Here is a 16714-nt window from a genome sequence, read left to right on the forward strand (position 1 = left end):
TGACTAGCCAGGCAAGCCAAGAGGTCTCCAAGGACCCTCGATTCCCGTTCCCGGAGGACATCCCGTGAAGAAGGTCTACCTCATCACTGACGGCCCGTCGGCCGCCGACCTGGACGCAATCGAGGTCGAGTGGCCGCTGATCGAGGCCGACATGGACGTGCTCGATGCCGAACTCGCTTTGATCTACGCCGCTGACCACGGCGGTCCGTCGCCGCTGGACTGGCGTCGGCTGCGTCGGGCCGAGGCCCGCGTGACCCGCGTCGCCGCCGAGCTGGCCGCCCGCCCGGCCGCCTTCAAGGCGGTGGCGTGATGCGCAAGCTGTCCGTGTCGGGCCGGGGCTGGGCCTACATCGGTGCCGCTCTCGGTGGCTCGGTCTCGATCGCTGCGAACGTCGCGCATTCCTACGTCCCGCCCGCCGGAGCTCCAGCCGAGTGGACGCCGCAGACCGGCGCAGTCATCGGCTCGATCTTCTGGCCCGTCGCTCTGTTCGTCGCTACCGAGATCCTGGCCCGCGTCGCCTGGCCGACCGGCCGCCGCTGGACGGCGCTGCGGTTCCTCGGCCTGCTCCCCGTCGCCCTGGTCGCCGCGCTGGTGTCCTACAAGCACGGCTCCGGACTGCTCACCTTCTACGGCGAGGACGTCCTGACCGCCCACCTCGGCCCGCTCGCCGTCGACGGCCTGATGGTCATGGCTTCTGCGGCGCTGCTTGCGACCGCCCGCCGCAAGGCTGAAGTCTCCGTGCCGGCCGAATCGCCTGCCCCGGTCGCCGCCGTGGTGACGCCGGAACCGGTCGCCGCGCCGGTGATCGCCGAGCAACCCGTACCGGCTCCGGTGGTCAAGAAGACACCCGCCAAACGCGTCACGCCGCGCCCCGCATCGGCGGAGAAAGTCGCCAAGGTCGCCGCGAGAATGCCCGGCGCCCCGGTCAAGGCCATCGCGGAAAAGGCGGGTGTCTCCCCGTCGACCGCCCGGCGTCACCTCGCCGCGCTGAGCGCCACCGACGCGTCACCATCTGCCCCGGTTCCTGCGGAAACCCCCGCCCTCGCCGCTGCCTAGCTTCGCCCGGTGACGCGGCCCCTACCGCCAAGCAAGCGCCGCGTCACCGGCCCTCCCGTCAGTCATCAGACCTCAGGAGAGACCCCCATCATGACTGCCACTTTCGCCGCTGTCTTCGTTGCCCTTTTCGTCGCTCACCAGGTCGCCGACCACTGGATCCAAACCCAGCACCAAGCCGACTGCAAAGGCCGCCTCGGCTGGCCCGGCCGCATCGCCTGCGCTGCGCACGTCACCACCTACACGCTGACCGCGCTGGTCGCCCTCGCCGCCCTGGCGCTGTCGACCGACCTGGATACCAGCGTCGGCCAGGTCGCCGCCGGACTCGCGGTCTCCGCCGTCACGCACTACATCGCCGACCGGCGCACCCCGCTGCGCAAGCTCGCCGAGCTGACCGGCTCCGCCAGGTTCTACGCCCTCGGCTGCCCCCGGCCCGGACGCGACGACAACCCTTCGCTCGGCACCGGCTCGTACGCCCTGGATCAGTCCTTCCACTACCTGTTCCTGTTCGTCGCCGCCCTCGTGATCGCCGCCTGAGACCGGAGGACATCGTGAGCACCCACCCCCACCACGAACCCGACGACTTTGACGCTACCGACCAGGCCGCCGCTGAGGCCGAGGTGGTCGACCTGGAAGCAGCCCGGACCCGCCGCACCGGCGCGACGGCCGCCCCGGCCCCGGCGGAGGACGACACCGACGACACGGACGCCGAGACCGTCGACGACACCGCGCCCGCCGATGGCGGCCCGGTCGACGTGGCCGAGGACATCCCGCACGAGATCCAGCTGCGCCAGCGGGAGCGCCGGCCGATCCTGGCCGACTGGGCACGCTCCGGCCGCGCCCTCAAAGCCGCCGCCAAGCACCAGAGCAAGGACGCTGGCTACGTCCTGGCCTACCACGCGGTCCGGACGCCGAAGTACGCCGCGAAGACGGCCGTGTGGGCACCGGTCGGGCTGTTCCGCGGCCTCGGCCGCGCGCTGCACTGGGCCACCGCCGAGGAAGGCAACTGGGAGCTGCGGCAGGCCGCCGCGCAGCGCGGCGAGGCCGACACCTGGCTCAAGCTCGACGCCCGCCGCCAGCGCCAGACCGCCTGGCGCTGGTGGGTCCTGGCGTTCACCACCGCACTCATCATCACCGGCACCGTCGTGCTCGCCCTCGGCCCGGTCTGGTGGCGGTGGCTCGCCCTGGCCGCCGTGGTGCCGCTGCTGGCGACCGTGGGCCGCCCGGCCGACAAGCCCCTCACCGACCGCGTATCGGAGGGGACCCGGTACCGCAAGCTCACCGCCGAGCTGGTCCGCCGCGCGCTCACCTCGTTGCAGATGGCCGCGATCAACTCGGCCGTGAGCAAGGACCCGAAGGCCATCAGCTTCCCGGTCGACATCCACCGCGACGGCCCGGGCCACATCGCCATCGTGGACCTCCCGTACGGCGTGGAAGCCTCCGAGGTCATCGCCCGCAGGGGCAAGCTGGCCTCGGCAATGCGGCTGCCGCTGGATCAGGTCTGGCCCGAACCGGCACCCGGACACACCGGCCGCCTCGCGTTGTGGGTCGGCTACGAACCGGCCTCGCAGATGAAGCAGCCGACCTGGCCGCTGTTGAGCGAGTCGGCCAAGGTGGACGTGTTCAAGCCGTTCCCGTTCGCCACCACACCACGGCTGGACACCGTGAGCGTGGACCTGATGTACCGCAACTTCCTCTTCGGCGGTCAGCCCGGTTCCGGCAAGACCTTCGCCCTGCGGGACCTCGTGTTGGCCGCCGCTCTGGACCCCCGTACCGAGATCCGGGGCTACGAACTCAAGGGGGTCGGGGACTTCGCGGTGCTGGAGCCGGTGATGGCCGAGTACGGCAACGGCTTCGATGACGAAACCCTCGCCCGGGCGTTCGCGTTCATCGAGTGGCTCTACGAGGAGTGCCAGCGCCGCTCCAAGCGCATCGCCCACTACGCCCGGCTCGGCAAGGCTCCGGAGAACAAGGTCACCCCCGAACTGGCCTCGCTCAAAGGGTCCGGGCTGCACCCGCTCGTGGCGTTCTTCGACGAGCTGCAGGAGCTGATGCTCAGCAAGTACGGCAAAGACGCCGGCATCCTGCTGGAGAAGGTCATCAAGCTGGCCCGCGCGTTCGGGATCATCCTGTTCATCGGCACCCAGATCCCGGACAAGGACAGCCTGCCGACCGGCATCACCCGCAACGTCAACAGCCGCTTCTGCCTGTCGGTGGCTGACCAGACCGCCAACGACATGATCCTCGGCACCAGCGCCTACAAGAACGGCTACCGGGCCACAGTGTTCCGGCCGGTCGATGAGGCCGGGTGGGGCATCCTGCGCGGCTTCGGCGCCGGAGCGCAGGCCGTGCGGTCGTACTACGTCGACACCAACGCCGCCGCCCGCATCGTCGCCCGCGCCATCGCCCTGCGGACAGCCGCCGGGAACATCCCGACCTTCCCCGCCGAGCGGGACATCGCCCCGCAGCACAGCGTGCTGCACGACCTCGCCCGGATCTGGCCCGACGACGACAAGTCGGCATGGAACGAGACCCTGTGCGCCCACCTCGCCGAACTGAGGCCCGCCGTCTACGGCGGGTGGGAAGCCGCTCAGCTCACTACCGCACTCAAGCCGTACCCCGCGATCAAGGTCGCCGACGTCGGCCGCCGCATCGACGGCAAGTCGGTCACCCGGCGCGGCATCAAGCACACCGACCTGCTCGATGCGATCGCAGACCGTAACCGCAAACGACCCACGGACTGAGGTCACCAGGGCTGCTAGCGCTAGCACCTGCTGCTGCTAGCGCTAGCAGACCCGCTAGCACCCGAACCGAAACCTGAGCTGCCCGCTAGCGGATAGCAGTTCACGGTGCCGCACACCCAAAACCGGCCCTGGAGGCTGTTGTGACCCCCCACCTCACCGCTGCTACCGCCCTCATCCTCGCCCTGCTCGCGCTCACCCTCGGTTACGCCGTCGCGTGCTGGATCTGGCCGTTCAAGTCCTGCCGCAAGTGCGGCGGCGACGGCAAACGCCGCTCACCGTCCCGGCGGGCGTTCCGGCTCTGCCGCCGCTGCGAGGGCACCGGCCGCCGCCTCCGCGCCGGCCGCTGGATCTACAACCACCTGTCCGGCATCCGCCGCGCCTCCCGCTAACCCACCCGCCGAAAGGACCCACCGTGAGCCTGCTCAACCGCATCGCCGACCGCATCCACGCCCGCCACGACGTCGCCGCCCGCGCCCAGGGCCTCACCGTCACCCACCTGCCCGGCGGCCGACGCCAAATCCACCACCCCGACCTCCCGGCACTACTGGAGGCCCGCCGCGTCGCCGCGATCCGGCACGGTCTCGACCTCGCCGACCGACTCCTCATGGACCCCGGCACCCTCGCCGCGCTCGACGCCACCGCCGACCATCTCACCGCGCGACGCCACTAACCCAGCCCGTCGTCCTGTCCCGCTGACTTGTGGAGGAGTGAATCCCTTTGGCACACGCCGGATTCGACCTGGCCGCCGAGCAAGCCGTCATCGGTGCCGCCCTGCTCGCCCCGACCCTGATGGCCGACCTCGCCGCCACCCTCACCCCGTCCGACTTCGGCCGCCCGGCCCACGCGGTGCTGTGGGAGGCGATGTGCGCCATGCACGCCGCCGGTATCCCGACTGACCCGATTACCGTGACCGCGCACCTGGCCGAGGCTAGCGACCTCGGCAAGGTCGGCGGGGCACCGTACCTGCACACGCTGACCGCCGAGGTCCCCTCGGCCGCGAACGCCGGCCACTACGCCGGCATCGTCGCCGGGCACGCCAAGCGGCGGAAGGTTGCCGACCTCGGTACCCAGCTCGCCCAGCTCGCCGCCTCCGGGGCCGACGCGGCCGAGGTGGTCGCCACCGGCCGCGCCCTGCTGGACGACGCGGACACTCCCGGTGGCTGGTCGCCGCTGATCCCGCTTGGGCGCGGCCGGCACCTACCGCCGTTCCCCGCCGAGCTACTGCCCGGCTGGCTCGCCGAGCAGGTATTCGCCGTCGCGGAGTTCACCCAAACCCCGGTCGACCTGGCTGGGAGTATCGCCCTGGCCTGCCTGTCCACCGCCGCCGGAGGTCGCGCCGAGGTCGAGGTACGCGGCTCGTGGCGCGAACCCACCAACCTCTACACCGTCGTTGTCCTGCCGCCCGGTTCACGGAAGTCGGCGGTGTTCGCCGCGATGGTCGCGCCGATCCTCGCCGCAGAAAAGGCCCTGAATGAGCGGGCCGCACCCGCGATCATCGAAGCCGAACTGATGGCCAAGGTCGCCGGGAAAGCAGCCGAGAAAACGGCCCTCGCCGCCGCCAACGCCGACGCCTCAGGCCGGGACACGCTGATTGCCGAGGCGACCGCCGCCGCGATGAACGCCGAAGCCATCACGGTGCCGGTCAAGCCGGTCCTAATCGCTGACGACGTGACCAGCGAGACCGCGACCTCGTGGCTCGCCGCGCAAGGTGGCCGGCTGGCGGTGCTGTCGCCGGAGGGCGGGATCTTCGCCACGATCGCCGGGCGGTACTCCGGCACCCCAAACCTCGAGGTTTTCCTGAAGGGCCACGCCGGGGACATGCTCCGGGTCGGCCGGCAGTCCCGCGACACCGAGCACGTCGACAAACCCGCGCTGACCATGGGCCTCGCCGTGCAGCCGGAGATCCTGCGCGACATCGCGAACATGCCCGGCTTCCGAGGGCTGGGCCTGCTCGCCCGGATCCTGTTCGCCCTGCCGGAGAACACCGTCGGCCGCCGCAAGATCGGCGCCGACCCGATCCCTACCCACGTCGCGGCGGACTACCTCGCCAACCTGCACGCCCTGGTCCTCACCCTTGCCGGGTGGACCGACCCGGCAGTGCTGGTCCTCACCCCGGACGCCAACAACCTCGTGTTGGACATCGAAAGGACGGTAGAGCCCAGGCTCGCGCCGGGTGGGGCGTGGGCGCACATCGTGGACTGGGGATCGAAGTACACCGGCGCGGTCGTGCGGATCGCCGGCCTGATCCACCTCGCCGAGAACCTGCGCGACGGATGGGGACAACCCGTCAGCGCCGACACCCTCGAACGCGCGGCGATGATCGGCGACTACTACGCCGCGCACGCCCTGGCCGCCTTCGACGACATGGGCGCCGACCAGAGCACCCGCAGCGCCCGAACGATCCTGGCGTGGATCGAGCGCACCGGCTCCACCGCGTTCACCAAGCGAGAGGTGTTCCGGGCGCTGAAGTCCTCGCAGCTACCGACTGCCGCCGACTTCGACTCGCCGCTGTCGGTGCTCGAAGCACACGGCTACCTCCGGCCGCTCGACCCGCCCGTACCGAAAAGCGTCGGCGGTAGGCCGCGCTCGCCGAGCTACCTCGTGCATCCCGAGGTCCACCGCCCCGCCGCGACCGTGCACCCGATTGCCGGCGGCCGGAGGTCCGCGTGATGGCCCTGCCAGAACTGCCACAACCGCCACAACTCCCCACCCGCCGAGGTTCTGGCAGTTGTGGCAGTTCTGGCAGGCCCCTCCGCGCGGCCCGCACCCCCTCGACCACGGGGACGCCGACCCGCTCAGAGCCGCACAGAGATTCCGCTTCATGCCGGAGCACTCCAAATCATGCGCCCACGGCGCTCTCAGCGGGCAGGCAGGAGCCCTCCCTTCAGCCGTCGCCTCCCGCTCTTCCAATGAGGACTCCAGCCCGCTGAAAGCCCGTCATAGCAACGCTGACTGCCCGCACGACCCCGCCAAGGGAGGCCGGACCCGATGGCACGCACCTTCATCACTCTGGACGAATTTCTCGCCGAGCTGGATGTCCCGCGATCGACATTCTTCCGCTGGAAGGCGCTTGGGCAGGGTCCCAAGACCTACAAGCTCCCCAACCGATCAATCCGCATCCGCCGCACCGATTACGACGCCTGGTTGTCGAGCCGCGAGGAGCCGCAAGCCGCATGAGTAGCTACGACGTTCGCGTCTACAAGATCGAGGAACGCAAGAGCAAGAGGGCGGGCAAGCCGACCTCCACGTATCGGGTTCGCTGGCAGGTGGCAGGGGAGCGGTTCGGGGACAGCTTCAAGACCAGTGCGCTCGCCGAGAGCTTCCGCGCGAAGCTGATCACCGCCCAGCGGGAGGGCATCGCGTTCGATGAGCGTTGCGGGCTGCCCGAACCCATGGCCCGAGCGCTGAACACCCGAAGCTGGTATCAGCACGTTGTGGCCTTCGTGGACCTGAAGTGGGCGCGCGCCTCGGCGAACCACCGCAAGGGCATCGCCGAGACATTGGCCGGAGCAACAATGCTGCTGCTTTCCTCGACGCGAGGTATGCCGTCCGAGGCGATGTTGCGGAAGGCCTTGCGTACCTACGTCTGCAACAAGAATCGGCGCGACGCCGGGCCGCCGCCGCCCGATCTGGCCTCGGCCGTCGCGTGGGTGGAGTCGAACACGGTCAATCTCATTGATCTCGCCGATGCGTCGCTTGTGCGGAAGGTGCTCGACGGCCTGGCGCTGACTCTCGATGGGCGGGCCGCCGCCGCCAGCACGGTCCATCGCAAGCGGGCCGTGTTCAGCGGCGCACTCCGCTACGGGGTCGAGCTGGGCCACTTCGCCGGTCACCCGATGGACAACGTGAAGTGGTCAGCGCCTACGGCCGAGGACGAAGAGATCGACCGGCGAGCCGTTGCCAACCAGCAGCAGGCACGGCGACTCCTTGTCGGGGTCCGTCAGACCGCGCCCGAGCTGGAGGCGTTCTTCGGCACTCTGTATTTCGCCGGTCTGCGGCCCGAGGAAGCCTTGCACCTGACGAACGACGAGTACGAGCGTCCGGTCAAGAAGGGTGATTGGGGCTGGCTGCACCTCACCGGGGCGACCGTGGAGATCGGCAACGGTTGGGGCGACACGGACGACACGACCGAGGACCGAGGGCTCAAGCACCGGTCGCGGAAGGCGGTCCGCGACGTTCCCGCATCGCCGCCTCTGTGCGCACTGCTTGACCGGCACATCACGAAATGGCCGCCGGGACCGAACGGCCGGCTGTTCGTCACCCGGCGCGGGCCGGGCGGCATGTACGTGCCAACAGCTGGCCGGCCGGTCACGCGCAACGCGATCTCGACTGCGTGGCGCAAGGCACGAGAGGTCGCGCTGACGCCTGCCGAGCACCGGTCTCCGTTGGCAACTGTGCCGTACCAGCTTCGGCACGCCTGCCTGTCGCTGTGGCTCAGTATGGGGATCTCCCCGGCCCTGGTAGCGCGGTGGGCCGGTCACAGCGTCAAGGTCCTGTTAACGGTCTACGCAAGCTGGATCTTCGGGGAGGAGAGAGCCGCCATGGATCGCATCGCCGAGCGATACGAAGAGCTGCCAGAAGCTGACGACACGGCCGAGTGATCTTGCCCTGTCCCCGTGGGCACGTATTGGGCACAGCGACTGAGTCTGAGTTGTTTTGAGCGAGAGCGAGTGAGACTCACGAGAGAGGCCCCTCCCGGCTGTTTCGGCTGGTGAGGGGCCTTCTTGTGCCTGTGGTGGCGGGTAGAGGATTCGAACCTCTGTAGCTTTCGCGACGGATTTACAGTCCGCTCCCATTGGCCGCTCGGGCAACCCGCCTGGGCATGCCGCCGCAGTCGCCCGCGGCAGCGAACAACAGGATAGCCATACCGCCGGGCGGATCCACAACCGGGTACGGTCGGCATGTCGGAGGTTTGTCTCGGCCTTCCGTGTACATCGATACGTGGCCCACCAGCAGGAGTCTGATCATGGCAGCCAGCCCGTCGTTCGACATCGTCAGCAAGGTCGACGGCCAGGAGGTGGACAACGCCTTCCACCAGGCGGAAAAGGAGCTCGGTACCCGGTTCGACTTCCGGGGGACCGGGACGACGATCGCGAAGTCGGGGGAGAACGGGGTCACCATCACCTCCGAGACCGAGGAGCGGGCCGTCGCCGCGCTCGACGTCTACAAGGAGAAGCTGGTCAAGCGGAACATCTCGCTGAAGTCGCTCGAGGCCGGCGAGCCGCGGCAGTCCGGCAAGACCTACAAGATTGACTGCAAGGTGCTCGAGGGCATCGAGGCCGACAAGGCCAAGGCGATCAGCAAGAAGATCCGCGACGAGGGGCCGAAGGGCGTGCAGGCGCAGATCCAGGGCGACCAGCTGCGGGTCACCGGCAAGAAGCGTGACGACCTGCAGGCGGTCATCGCGCTGCTCAAGGCCGAGGACTTCGGCGTCGCGCTGCAGTTCACGAACTACCGGTAGCGGGACGGGCGGCAGCGCAGACTGAGGGTTATGACCCTTGCTGACTCTCTGCTGCTGATTGGCGGCGGGGCCGGTCTGTTGCTGGCGGTTTTCGGTGCGGCGATGCTGGTCACGGGCAAGGCCCCGGCCGTCACGTTGCGCAACTTCACGCGGGTGCGTGCCGCCGGCATGTACCACCTGCTCTTCGGTGTGGCGCTGGTGTTGATGGTGCTGAACCTGCTGACCGGGGCGACGCTGGTGATCACCGTGCTGGCGGTCGCGCTGGTCGTTGTCGCGGTGGTGCGTTATCGGCCGCGCCGTTCAAAGCCGGGGGATGAAGGCTAGAGAAGAACAGGGGAGCGGCTGGTGATCGATCCGGTGGTCGGCTCGGAATGGGTGCGGGAGCAGGGCGATCGGGTCGTGCTCGCCGATGTCCGCTGGTATCTCGACGGGCGGTCGGGGCGCGCCGCGTACGAGTCGGGGCATCTGCCGGGTGCCGTGTTTGTGGATCTTGATCGCTGGCTGGCCGAGCGCGGCTCGGCGGGCGGCGGGCGGCATCCGTTGCCGGAGCCTGAGGTGTTCGCGCGGGGGATGGCGGCGGCCGGCATCGGCGACGGCGACATCGTGGTCGGGTACGACGACGCCGGGGGTGTGGTGGCGGCGCGGCTGGTCTGGATGTTGCGCGCCATCGGGCACGAGGCCGCCCTGCTCGACGGCGGGCTCGGCGCGTACGAGGGTGAACTGGTCCGTGGTGAGCCGGAGCGGCCGGCGGCGGTCTTCACCGCGCGGGCCTGGCCGGCCGACCGGCTGGCCGGGATCGACGATGCGGCCGACGGCTCCGCCGTGGTGCTCGACGCCCGTGATCGGGCGCGGTTCCGGGGTGACACCGAGCCGATCGATCCGCGGGCGGGGCACATTCCGGGGGCGCGCAGCCTGCCGTGCCGGGAGAATCTCGCCGACGACGGCCGTTTTCTGGCGGTGCCGGTGCTGCGGGAGCGTTTCGCCTCCGTCGGGGTGACGGACGGCGCGGATGTCGTCTCCTACTGCGGCTCGGGCGTCACGGCCTGTCACAACCTGCTCGCCATCGAGCATGCCGGCCTCGGCGTCGGCCGGCTCTACCCCGGCTCCTGGTCGCAGTACAGCGCCACGAGCCGACCGGCGGCGACCGGCGACCGGTAACTCAGTCTGGGCTGCCGGCGAGGCCGCGGGCCGCGGACGCCTCGTCCGGGTTGAATCCCTGGTACCCGGTGAGCTCGTGCTGCCGCGCCTGCTCCTCGATCCACCGGTTGTGCGCCTCCCAGGCGGCCTGCTTGCTGGTCCCCAGCGCCGCGCCGATCTGGTTCCACGACGCCCCGGCCGCCCGCGCCGAGCGGACCATCGACTGCCTTCCGTAGCCGGCCTTGCGGATGACCACCTCGCTGAGCGCCAGCAGTTCGAGGGTCTCCTCCCGGGTCAGGGCCTCCTCGCCACTGTCCGGCGTCATCGCGGCGAGGGCCTCCCGCATCCTCAGCTCGTCGTAACGCGTTGTGGCGGTAGAGAGTGTGTGCTGTTGCTCCAGTTCGTCGGGAGTCGTCATGACTCGCAGTCTTTCGTCAGGCCGTCTTGACGTCAAGAAGCCCTGACGATGACATGCGAATTGGACTCACTTCTCCCGCTAAATCGGGCTCAAAGCCACCAATTTTGCTGCCCACAATTCCATGAACGCCTCAGCCGTTCAGTCAAGATTTCGGGATGTGCGGGTTCGACCGGCCGTTCGCCGCTGTCTGACGCACGCGGCGTGTGGCACCATCATGGAACGCATACCCGATACCACTTCACTACGGGAGCCACAGATGTCCGCAAAGAGGCTTGGCCGCTTCGCCGTCGGCTTGCTCGTGGCGCTCGGACTGGTCTTCGGCGGCGTGGCTATGGTCAGCGCCACCACGGTGACTGCTGGGGCGGCCGCGGCCCAGCTCGACCTCGACTGGTCCTGAAGTCACACCTAGGGGCCTGACGCGGACCGAGCATGGAGCACCTCGAACGGTAGGGGCGTTGGATGGCAGGACGTCAGTCCCCACCGCGACGATCTCCTGAATATGTCTGGCTGGTCACTGGGACGCTGACGGTCATTGCCGTCGTGTTCAGCGTGATCCTCGCCGTTCGGCACGACGACTGGCAGGACGGGTGGCCCGTTGCGCTGCTGGCGCTCCCATTCTTCGTACTGCTGGGAATGAGCTCGCGGCACATTCTGATCCGCCGGCACAGCGTCTCCCTGAGCATCATCGAGATTCCCCTCGTGCTCGCCTTCTTCTTCGTTCCGGCCGTCCTCGTGGTGGCCGTTAGCGCCGTGGCGGTGCTGATCAAGGAGATGCGCCGGCACGCCGCGCCGGACAAACTCTCGTTCAACGTCGCCCGGGCCGCCGCTGCCACCGCGACCGGCGGCATCGTCCTGCAGCTGTTCCCACCGATCGACGGCGTCGGCCCCGTCACCTGGGGCGTCCTCGGTGTCGCGGTCACGGTGACCACGTTGGTGACGGTTCTCGCGGTGGCCGCCGCGATGGTGACCGTGCAGGGCCTGTCGGCGGGCCTGGAAATCGTCCGTGTCGCCTGGCCGGTCCTGCTCGCCGCCGAGGTCTGCATCGTCATCGGACTGGTCTTCACCATCGCGCTGGACACGACGTGGTGGTCCGCCTTCCTGCTGCTCGTGCTCGCCGCCGTGCTCACGCTGGCGTACCGGTCCTACTCGGACTTCCTGCGGCAGCACCACACCCTCGCCGAGCTCTACGAGCTGGCCAACGCCGTCGTCGAGTCCGGACAGGACGTCACCCTGATCGACTCGGTGCTGGTCCGCGCGCGGGCCCTCATGCAGACCGAGTACGCGACGGTTCGGCTGCCCACCTCCGGCCGCTATCCCGAGGTGCTGCTGACCTCCAAGATCGAGGCACAGGGCCTGCTCGACGTCAGCCGCACGCCGGCGGCGCTCACCCAGCGAGCGACCGCCGAGCGCCGCAGTGTCGCCGTCGGGACGCAGATCGGTACCGACCGGGACCTGCTGCCGGCGCTGCGGGAGGCGGGGGTCAAGGACTGCATCGTCGTGCCGTTGCGGTCGGGCCAGGCCGTGATCGGCACGCTCGAGATGGTCAACCGGCTCGGCGACATGAAGCACTTCACCACCGGCGACGTGCCGGTGGTCGAGACCATCGCCGCGCACGCGGCCGCGGCGGTGGAGAATTCCCGGCTGGTCGAGCGGCTGCGCTACGACGCCTATCACGACCGGCTCACCGCGCTGCCGAACCGGCGGCGGGTCATCGACGCGCTCACCGAGTCCGTCAAGATCCGTACGCCCGGCGAGGTGGTCGCAGTGATCCTCTTCGACGTCGACGGGCTGCGCGACGTCAACGAGTCCATGGGCCACGACGCGGGCGACAAGCTCCTCACCGAGGTCGCCGGGCGACTGTGCAAGATCGCCGACCCGGGTGCCCTGGTCGGCCGGATCGGCGGCGACGAGTTCGTCGTGACGCTGCGCGCGGAGAGCACCGAGGAGACCGTCCGGCTCGCCACCGAGATGCGCGAGCAGCTGCGCGGTCCGCTGGCCGTCGGCACGCTCACCCTCGACGTGGACACGGCGGCCGGGGTGGCCGTGCAGCCCGACCACGGCGACGACCCGGACGCCCTGCTGCGCCGCGCCGAGCTGGCCGCCAACGCGGCCAAGGTGCTGCCGTACGGCGTGCAGCTGTTCCACCCGGCGCTGGAGTCGCGGGCCGTGCGCCGCCTCGGCCTCGCCGCCGATCTGCGCCGGGCCCTGGACTCGGGCCAGCTCGAGGTCCACTTCCAGCCCAAGGTGACCATCCAGGACCGGCACCTGATCGGCGTCGAGTGCCTGGCCCGCTGGCAGCACCCCGCGCACGGCGAGGTGTCCCCGGAGGACTTCGTCGCCGTCGCCGAGCACACCGGCCAGCTGCACCGCCTCACCGAGGTGGTGCTGACCGCGGGCCTGCGGCACTGCCGGGAGTGGGCGGACGCCGGCCGGCCGCTCTCCATCGCCGTGAACCTGTCCGCGCGCACCCTGCTGGACCCGCGCTTCCCGGACCAGGTGCACGGGCTCCTCAAGCAGTACAAGGTCCCGGCCGGGCAGGTCACCTTCGAGATCTCGGAGCCGGGCATGCTCGGCGAGATCGAACGGGCGCTGCCGACCCTCTACCGGATGCGCGACCTCGGCGTGCGGCTGTCGGTCGACGACTTCGGCACCGGCGCGTCCTCGCTCTCCTACCTGCGGCAGCTCCCGGTGCACGAGGTGAAGATCGACGACAGCTTCGTGCAGGGGATGGCGACCGACTCGGGTGACCTCGCCATCGTGCGCGCGGTGATCGGGCTGTCGCGTGAGTTCGGCCTCACCGTGGTGGCCGAGGGCGTCGAGAGCGAGCTGACCTTCGACCTGCTGGCCGAGCTCGGCTGCGAGATCGGCCAGGGCTACTTCTTCAGCCGGCCGCTGCCCGTCGAGCGGCTGAACACGTGGCTCAGCGCGCAGACCGAGCCCGAGGAGACGCCCACCGGCGAGGTCCGCCGACTGCGCGCGGTCGGCTGACACGGTAGTGACCTGCGGCTTCGCCGGGCCGGGGAGGCGATTTCACCTCGGCTGCGTGGCCGTGTAAGCTTCTGTCTGCGCATCAAGCGAGAGATCGCGCGCGCCCCCTTAGCTCAGTCGGCAGAGCGTCTCCATGGTAAGGAGAAGGTCTACGGTTCGATTCCGTAAGGGGGCTCCACCCGGGTTCGTGACCGAGAGCCTGGCGCGGCGGTGTAGCTCAGATGGCAGAGCAAGCGGCTCATAATCGCTGTGTCGCCGGTTCAAGTCCGGCCACCGCTACTCATCCGGGACCCGTCCCGGATGCCGTACGACCCGGGCTTTCGTCCAGGTTTTTGCATGTCAGCGCGGCTAGCGTCTACGCTGTTATGTCGTATGTGAATCCCGTTAGCAGGAAGGCACCCCGCCGTGGCCAAGGCGACCGACGTCCGTCCCAAGATCACCTTGGCGTGTACGGAGTGCAAGGAGCGCAACTACATCACGCGCAAGAACCGTCGTAACGACCCGGACCGCATCGAGCTCAAGAAGTTCTGCCCCCGGGACGGCAAGCACACGCTGCACCGCGAGACGCGCTGACCGCGTACTGAAAACGCAACGCCTGCTGCGGCGACCGGTTTCCGGTCGCCGCAGAGTATTTTCTAGCAATGCCTTTGGACCAGTCGTTCGCCGGCCGTAGCTGGCCGCCCACCGCGCCCTATCTCGTGGGCCGCGAGAAGATCCGTGAGTTCGCCACCGCGATCGGCGCCACGGATGCCGAGTACCACGACCCGGAGGCCGCCCGCGCCCTCGGCTACGCCGATGTGGTGGCGCCGCCCACGTTCCCGGTCGTGATCACCATGACCGCCAGCCGGCAGATCGTCGCCGACCCCGGGCTCGGCCTGGACTACAGCCGGGTGGTGCACGGCGACCAGCGGTTCGCATACCGCCGGCCCGTGGTCGCCGGCGACTCGCTGGTCTGCGTGAACACGGTCGAGGAGATCATTTCGCGGGGCGGGCACGACTTCCTGACCACCCGCACCGACGTCACCACCGAGGCCGGCGAGGCCGTCGTCACGGTGTGGTCCAAGCTCGTTCAGCGCGGGGAGGAATGATCATGGCTGAGACTCTGCCCACCCAGACGTTCACCGTCACCCGGGCCGACCTGATCCGCTACTGCGGCGCCTCCGGCGACTTCAACACGATCCATTGGAGCGAGCGGATCGCGAACAGCGTCGGCCTGCCCGGCGTGATCGCACACGGGATGTACACCATGGCGCTGGCCGGTCGCGCGGTCTCCACCTGGGCCGGCGCGCCGGACGCGGTGGTCGAGTTCGGCGTGCGGTTCTCCCGCCCGGTCCCGGTGCCGGACACCGACGAGGGCACCGAGGTCGTGGTGACCGGTGTGGTCAAGGAGGTCACCGACGACGGCCTCACCAAGCTCGAGCTGACCGCGACCTGCAACGGCGAGAAGGTCCTGTCGCTCGCGAGGGCGACCATCCGTAAGAGGTAGGGGCGGGTTGGGAAAGCGGCGGACCTACCCGTACACTGGTCCGCCGTGGGGTAAGTGAACCCTGCCTTTCGCGCTGCGACGGGCAGGAGAGCCCCACAAAGGGGTGTAGCTCAATTGGCAGAGCAGCGGTCTCCAAAACCGCAGGCTGCAGGTTCAAGTCCTGTCACCCCTGCGCACCGATCGGCCCAGTAATCCGGACCGGCCATGCGGCTGGTCCGCCCGGCGGCGGGCGGCCGGCCTGACCGAGCGCCGCACCCGGCGCCGATGTGACACCCCTATCGACGACGGAAGAGGGCGGAAGTGGCCGAGAGGAACCGACCCGGTGACGACGCCGCAGGCGACCGCCCCGAGGACGAGGCGTTCGCCGACGGTGACGTCCAGAACGATGCTGTCGAGGCGGCCGACGAGCCGGCGGCCCGCGGCGGCGACAAGGCCGACCGCGACGGCGGCTCGAAGACGACCAAGACAGGCCGCCGCGGCAACCGCATCGGCGGGTTCTTCCGCGAGGTCGTCAGTGAGCTGCGTAAGGTCATTTGGCCGACCCGCAAGGAACTGCTGACCTACACAACCGTGGTGGTTGTGTTCGTCACCGTGGTGACGACGATCGTGGTGACGCTCGACTACGGATTCGGCAAGGCTGTTCTGGCGACGTTCGGCAACTGAAGCTGTTAGCTACGGAAGTGAGCAAGCGTGCCTGAGTACGACGACGAGACCGCCCCGACCGCGGACGAGTCCACGGTCGCGACGGCGGACGACGCCGAGTCGGTAGAGGCCGCCAGCGCAGAGCCCGTCGCCGAGGCGGAGGCCCCCGAGGCTGACGACAACTACGACCCGGTCGCCGAGCTGCGGCAGAAGCTGCGCTACGCACCGGGTGACTGGTACGTGGTGCACTCGTACGCCGGCTACGAGAACAAGGTCAAGACCAACCTCGAGACCCGGATCACGAGCCTCGACATGGAGGACTTCATCTTCCAGGTCGAGGTGCCGACCCGCGAAGAGGTCGAGGTCAAGAACGGCAAGCGCCTCCAGGTGCAGAACAAGGTCTTCCCCGGCTACATCCTGGTCCGGATGGACCTCAGCCCCGAGTCCTACTCGTGCGTGCGCAACACGCCGGGTGTGACCGGCTTCGTCGGCGCGACCGACCGGGTCGACCGTCCGGCGCCGCTGTCGCTCGACGAGGTGCTGAAGTGGCTGGCCCCGGCCGTCGAGGCCGAGGAGAAGAAGGTCAAGCCCGAGGTCCGCGTGCTGGACTTCGAGGTCGGCGACTCGGTCACCGTCACCGACGGCGCGTTCGCGTCGCTGCCGGCCTCGATCAGCGAGATCAACGCCGACCAGCAGAAGCTGAAGGTGCTGGTCTCGATCTTCGGCCGCGAGACGCCGGTTGAGCTCAACTTCAACCAGGTCGCCAAGATCTAAGACGCAAGTCG

At 69.3% G+C, this 16714-nt stretch carries 20 protein-coding genes and 4 tRNA genes; 22 read left to right on the forward strand and 2 right to left on the reverse strand.

Annotated elements, in window-relative coordinates:
* Positions 1-64: 64 nt before the first annotated feature.
* From ACIBSW_RS27610 to ACIBSW_RS27650, 9 genes are all read left to right on the forward strand, one after another.
* The gene (locus ACIBSW_RS27610; RefSeq protein WP_354726798.1) at positions 65-310 is read left to right on the forward strand and encodes a DUF6284 family protein; all 246 of its coding nucleotides are present in this window, start codon (positions 65-67) and stop codon (positions 308-310) included.
* Positions 310-1056, forward strand: a complete 747-nt coding sequence (locus tag ACIBSW_RS27615) for a helix-turn-helix domain-containing protein (protein ID WP_354726800.1) — start codon at positions 310-312, stop codon at positions 1054-1056. Before ACIBSW_RS27610 ends, ACIBSW_RS27615 begins: the two co-directional genes overlap by 1 nt.
* A gap of 90 nt (positions 1057-1146) precedes the next feature.
* Positions 1147-1590, forward strand: a complete 444-nt coding sequence (locus tag ACIBSW_RS27620; RefSeq protein WP_354726802.1) for a DUF3307 domain-containing protein — start codon at positions 1147-1149, stop codon at positions 1588-1590.
* 14 nt (positions 1591-1604) lie between these two features.
* Positions 1605-3797, forward strand: coding sequence for a cell division protein FtsK (locus ACIBSW_RS27625; protein WP_354726804.1), 2193 nt, complete (start codon positions 1605-1607; stop codon positions 3795-3797).
* A gap of 140 nt (positions 3798-3937) precedes the next feature.
* Entirely contained in the window at positions 3938-4186 is a 249-nt protein-coding gene (locus ACIBSW_RS27630) for a hypothetical protein (RefSeq protein ID WP_354726806.1), read from the forward strand.
* Between the two features lie 23 nt (positions 4187-4209).
* Entirely contained in the window at positions 4210-4467 is a 258-nt protein-coding gene (locus tag ACIBSW_RS27635) for a hypothetical protein (RefSeq protein ID WP_354726808.1), read from the forward strand.
* A 41-nt stretch (positions 4468-4508) separates the two neighbouring features.
* Entirely contained in the window at positions 4509-6467 is a 1959-nt protein-coding gene (locus ACIBSW_RS27640; RefSeq protein ID WP_404799483.1) for a DUF3987 domain-containing protein, read from the forward strand.
* Between the two features lie 318 nt (positions 6468-6785).
* Positions 6786-6974 carry an excisionase gene (locus ACIBSW_RS27645; RefSeq protein WP_354726812.1) on the forward strand — a complete coding sequence of 63 codons (189 nt, stop codon included), beginning with the start codon at positions 6786-6788 and terminating at the stop codon, positions 6972-6974.
* Positions 6971-8398 carry an integrase gene (locus ACIBSW_RS27650; RefSeq protein WP_354726814.1) on the forward strand — a complete coding sequence of 476 codons (1428 nt, stop codon included), beginning with the start codon at positions 6971-6973 and terminating at the stop codon, positions 8396-8398. Before ACIBSW_RS27645 ends, ACIBSW_RS27650 begins: the two co-directional genes overlap by 4 nt.
* A gap of 132 nt (positions 8399-8530) precedes the next feature.
* On the opposite strand, the gene ACIBSW_RS27655 is transcribed toward ACIBSW_RS27650, so the two are convergent.
* Positions 8531-8614, reverse strand: a tRNA-Tyr gene (locus tag ACIBSW_RS27655).
* Positions 8615-8763: 149 nt separating this feature from the next.
* Here ACIBSW_RS27655 and ACIBSW_RS27660 point away from each other — a divergent pair.
* Genes ACIBSW_RS27660 through ACIBSW_RS27670 form a run of 3 tightly spaced genes read left to right on the forward strand, consistent with a single transcriptional unit; the run spans position 8764 to position 10416 of the window.
* Entirely contained in the window at positions 8764-9258 is a 495-nt protein-coding gene (locus tag ACIBSW_RS27660) for a YajQ family cyclic di-GMP-binding protein (protein WP_184997695.1), read from the forward strand.
* 30 nt (positions 9259-9288) lie between these two features.
* Positions 9289-9582, forward strand: coding sequence for a hypothetical protein (locus ACIBSW_RS27665; protein WP_354726816.1), 294 nt, complete (start codon positions 9289-9291; stop codon positions 9580-9582).
* A 21-nt stretch (positions 9583-9603) separates the two neighbouring features.
* Positions 9604-10416 (forward strand): sulfurtransferase, encoded by an 813-nt coding sequence (locus ACIBSW_RS27670; protein ID WP_354726818.1) that lies wholly within the window; start codon positions 9604-9606, stop codon positions 10414-10416.
* Position 10417: 1 nt separating this feature from the next.
* Here the strand turns inward: ACIBSW_RS27670 and ACIBSW_RS27675 are convergent, their stop codons facing one another.
* Positions 10418-10813 carry a hypothetical protein gene (locus ACIBSW_RS27675; RefSeq protein ID WP_354726820.1) on the reverse strand — a complete coding sequence of 132 codons (396 nt, stop codon included), beginning with the start codon at positions 10811-10813 and terminating at the stop codon, positions 10418-10420.
* Between the two features lie 256 nt (positions 10814-11069).
* On the opposite strand from ACIBSW_RS27675, the gene ACIBSW_RS27680 reads away from it, so the two are divergent.
* The 10 genes from ACIBSW_RS27680 (at position 11070) to nusG (ending at position 16703) form a co-directional block, all read left to right on the forward strand.
* The gene (locus tag ACIBSW_RS27680; RefSeq protein WP_354726822.1) at positions 11070-11210 is read left to right on the forward strand and encodes a hypothetical protein; all 141 of its coding nucleotides are present in this window, start codon (positions 11070-11072) and stop codon (positions 11208-11210) included.
* Positions 11211-11272: 62 nt separating this feature from the next.
* On the forward strand, positions 11273-13801 hold the full coding sequence (locus ACIBSW_RS27685) for a sensor domain-containing phosphodiesterase (protein ID WP_354726824.1): 2529 nt from the start codon (positions 11273-11275) through the stop codon (positions 13799-13801).
* A gap of 102 nt (positions 13802-13903) precedes the next feature.
* Positions 13904-13979, forward strand: a tRNA-Thr gene (locus ACIBSW_RS27690).
* Positions 13980-14007: 28 nt separating this feature from the next.
* Positions 14008-14080, forward strand: a tRNA-Met gene (locus tag ACIBSW_RS27695).
* A 126-nt stretch (positions 14081-14206) separates the two neighbouring features.
* A complete protein-coding gene (gene rpmG, locus ACIBSW_RS27700; RefSeq protein ID WP_067495822.1) occupies positions 14207-14374 on the forward strand; it encodes a 50S ribosomal protein L33 in 168 nt (55 codons plus the stop codon).
* 68 nt (positions 14375-14442) lie between these two features.
* On the forward strand, positions 14443-14889 hold the full coding sequence (locus tag ACIBSW_RS27705; RefSeq protein ID WP_354726826.1) for a MaoC family dehydratase N-terminal domain-containing protein: 447 nt from the start codon (positions 14443-14445) through the stop codon (positions 14887-14889).
* Between the two features lie 2 nt (positions 14890-14891).
* On the forward strand, positions 14892-15287 hold the full coding sequence (locus ACIBSW_RS27710; protein WP_354726828.1) for a MaoC/PaaZ C-terminal domain-containing protein: 396 nt from the start codon (positions 14892-14894) through the stop codon (positions 15285-15287).
* 99 nt (positions 15288-15386) lie between these two features.
* Positions 15387-15459, forward strand: a tRNA-Trp gene (locus ACIBSW_RS27715).
* 128 nt (positions 15460-15587) lie between these two features.
* Positions 15588-15950, forward strand: a complete 363-nt coding sequence (gene secE, locus ACIBSW_RS27720) for a preprotein translocase subunit SecE (protein ID WP_354726830.1) — start codon at positions 15588-15590, stop codon at positions 15948-15950.
* A gap of 27 nt (positions 15951-15977) precedes the next feature.
* Positions 15978-16703 carry a transcription termination/antitermination protein NusG gene (gene nusG, locus ACIBSW_RS27725; protein ID WP_354726832.1) on the forward strand — a complete coding sequence of 242 codons (726 nt, stop codon included), beginning with the start codon at positions 15978-15980 and terminating at the stop codon, positions 16701-16703.
* Positions 16704-16714: the final 11 nt, after the last annotated feature.

Origin of the sequence: Actinoplanes sp. NPDC049668 (assembly GCF_044465445.1) — a bacterium.
In the GTDB taxonomy this organism is placed as follows: Bacteria; Actinomycetota; Actinomycetes; order Mycobacteriales; family Micromonosporaceae; genus Actinoplanes.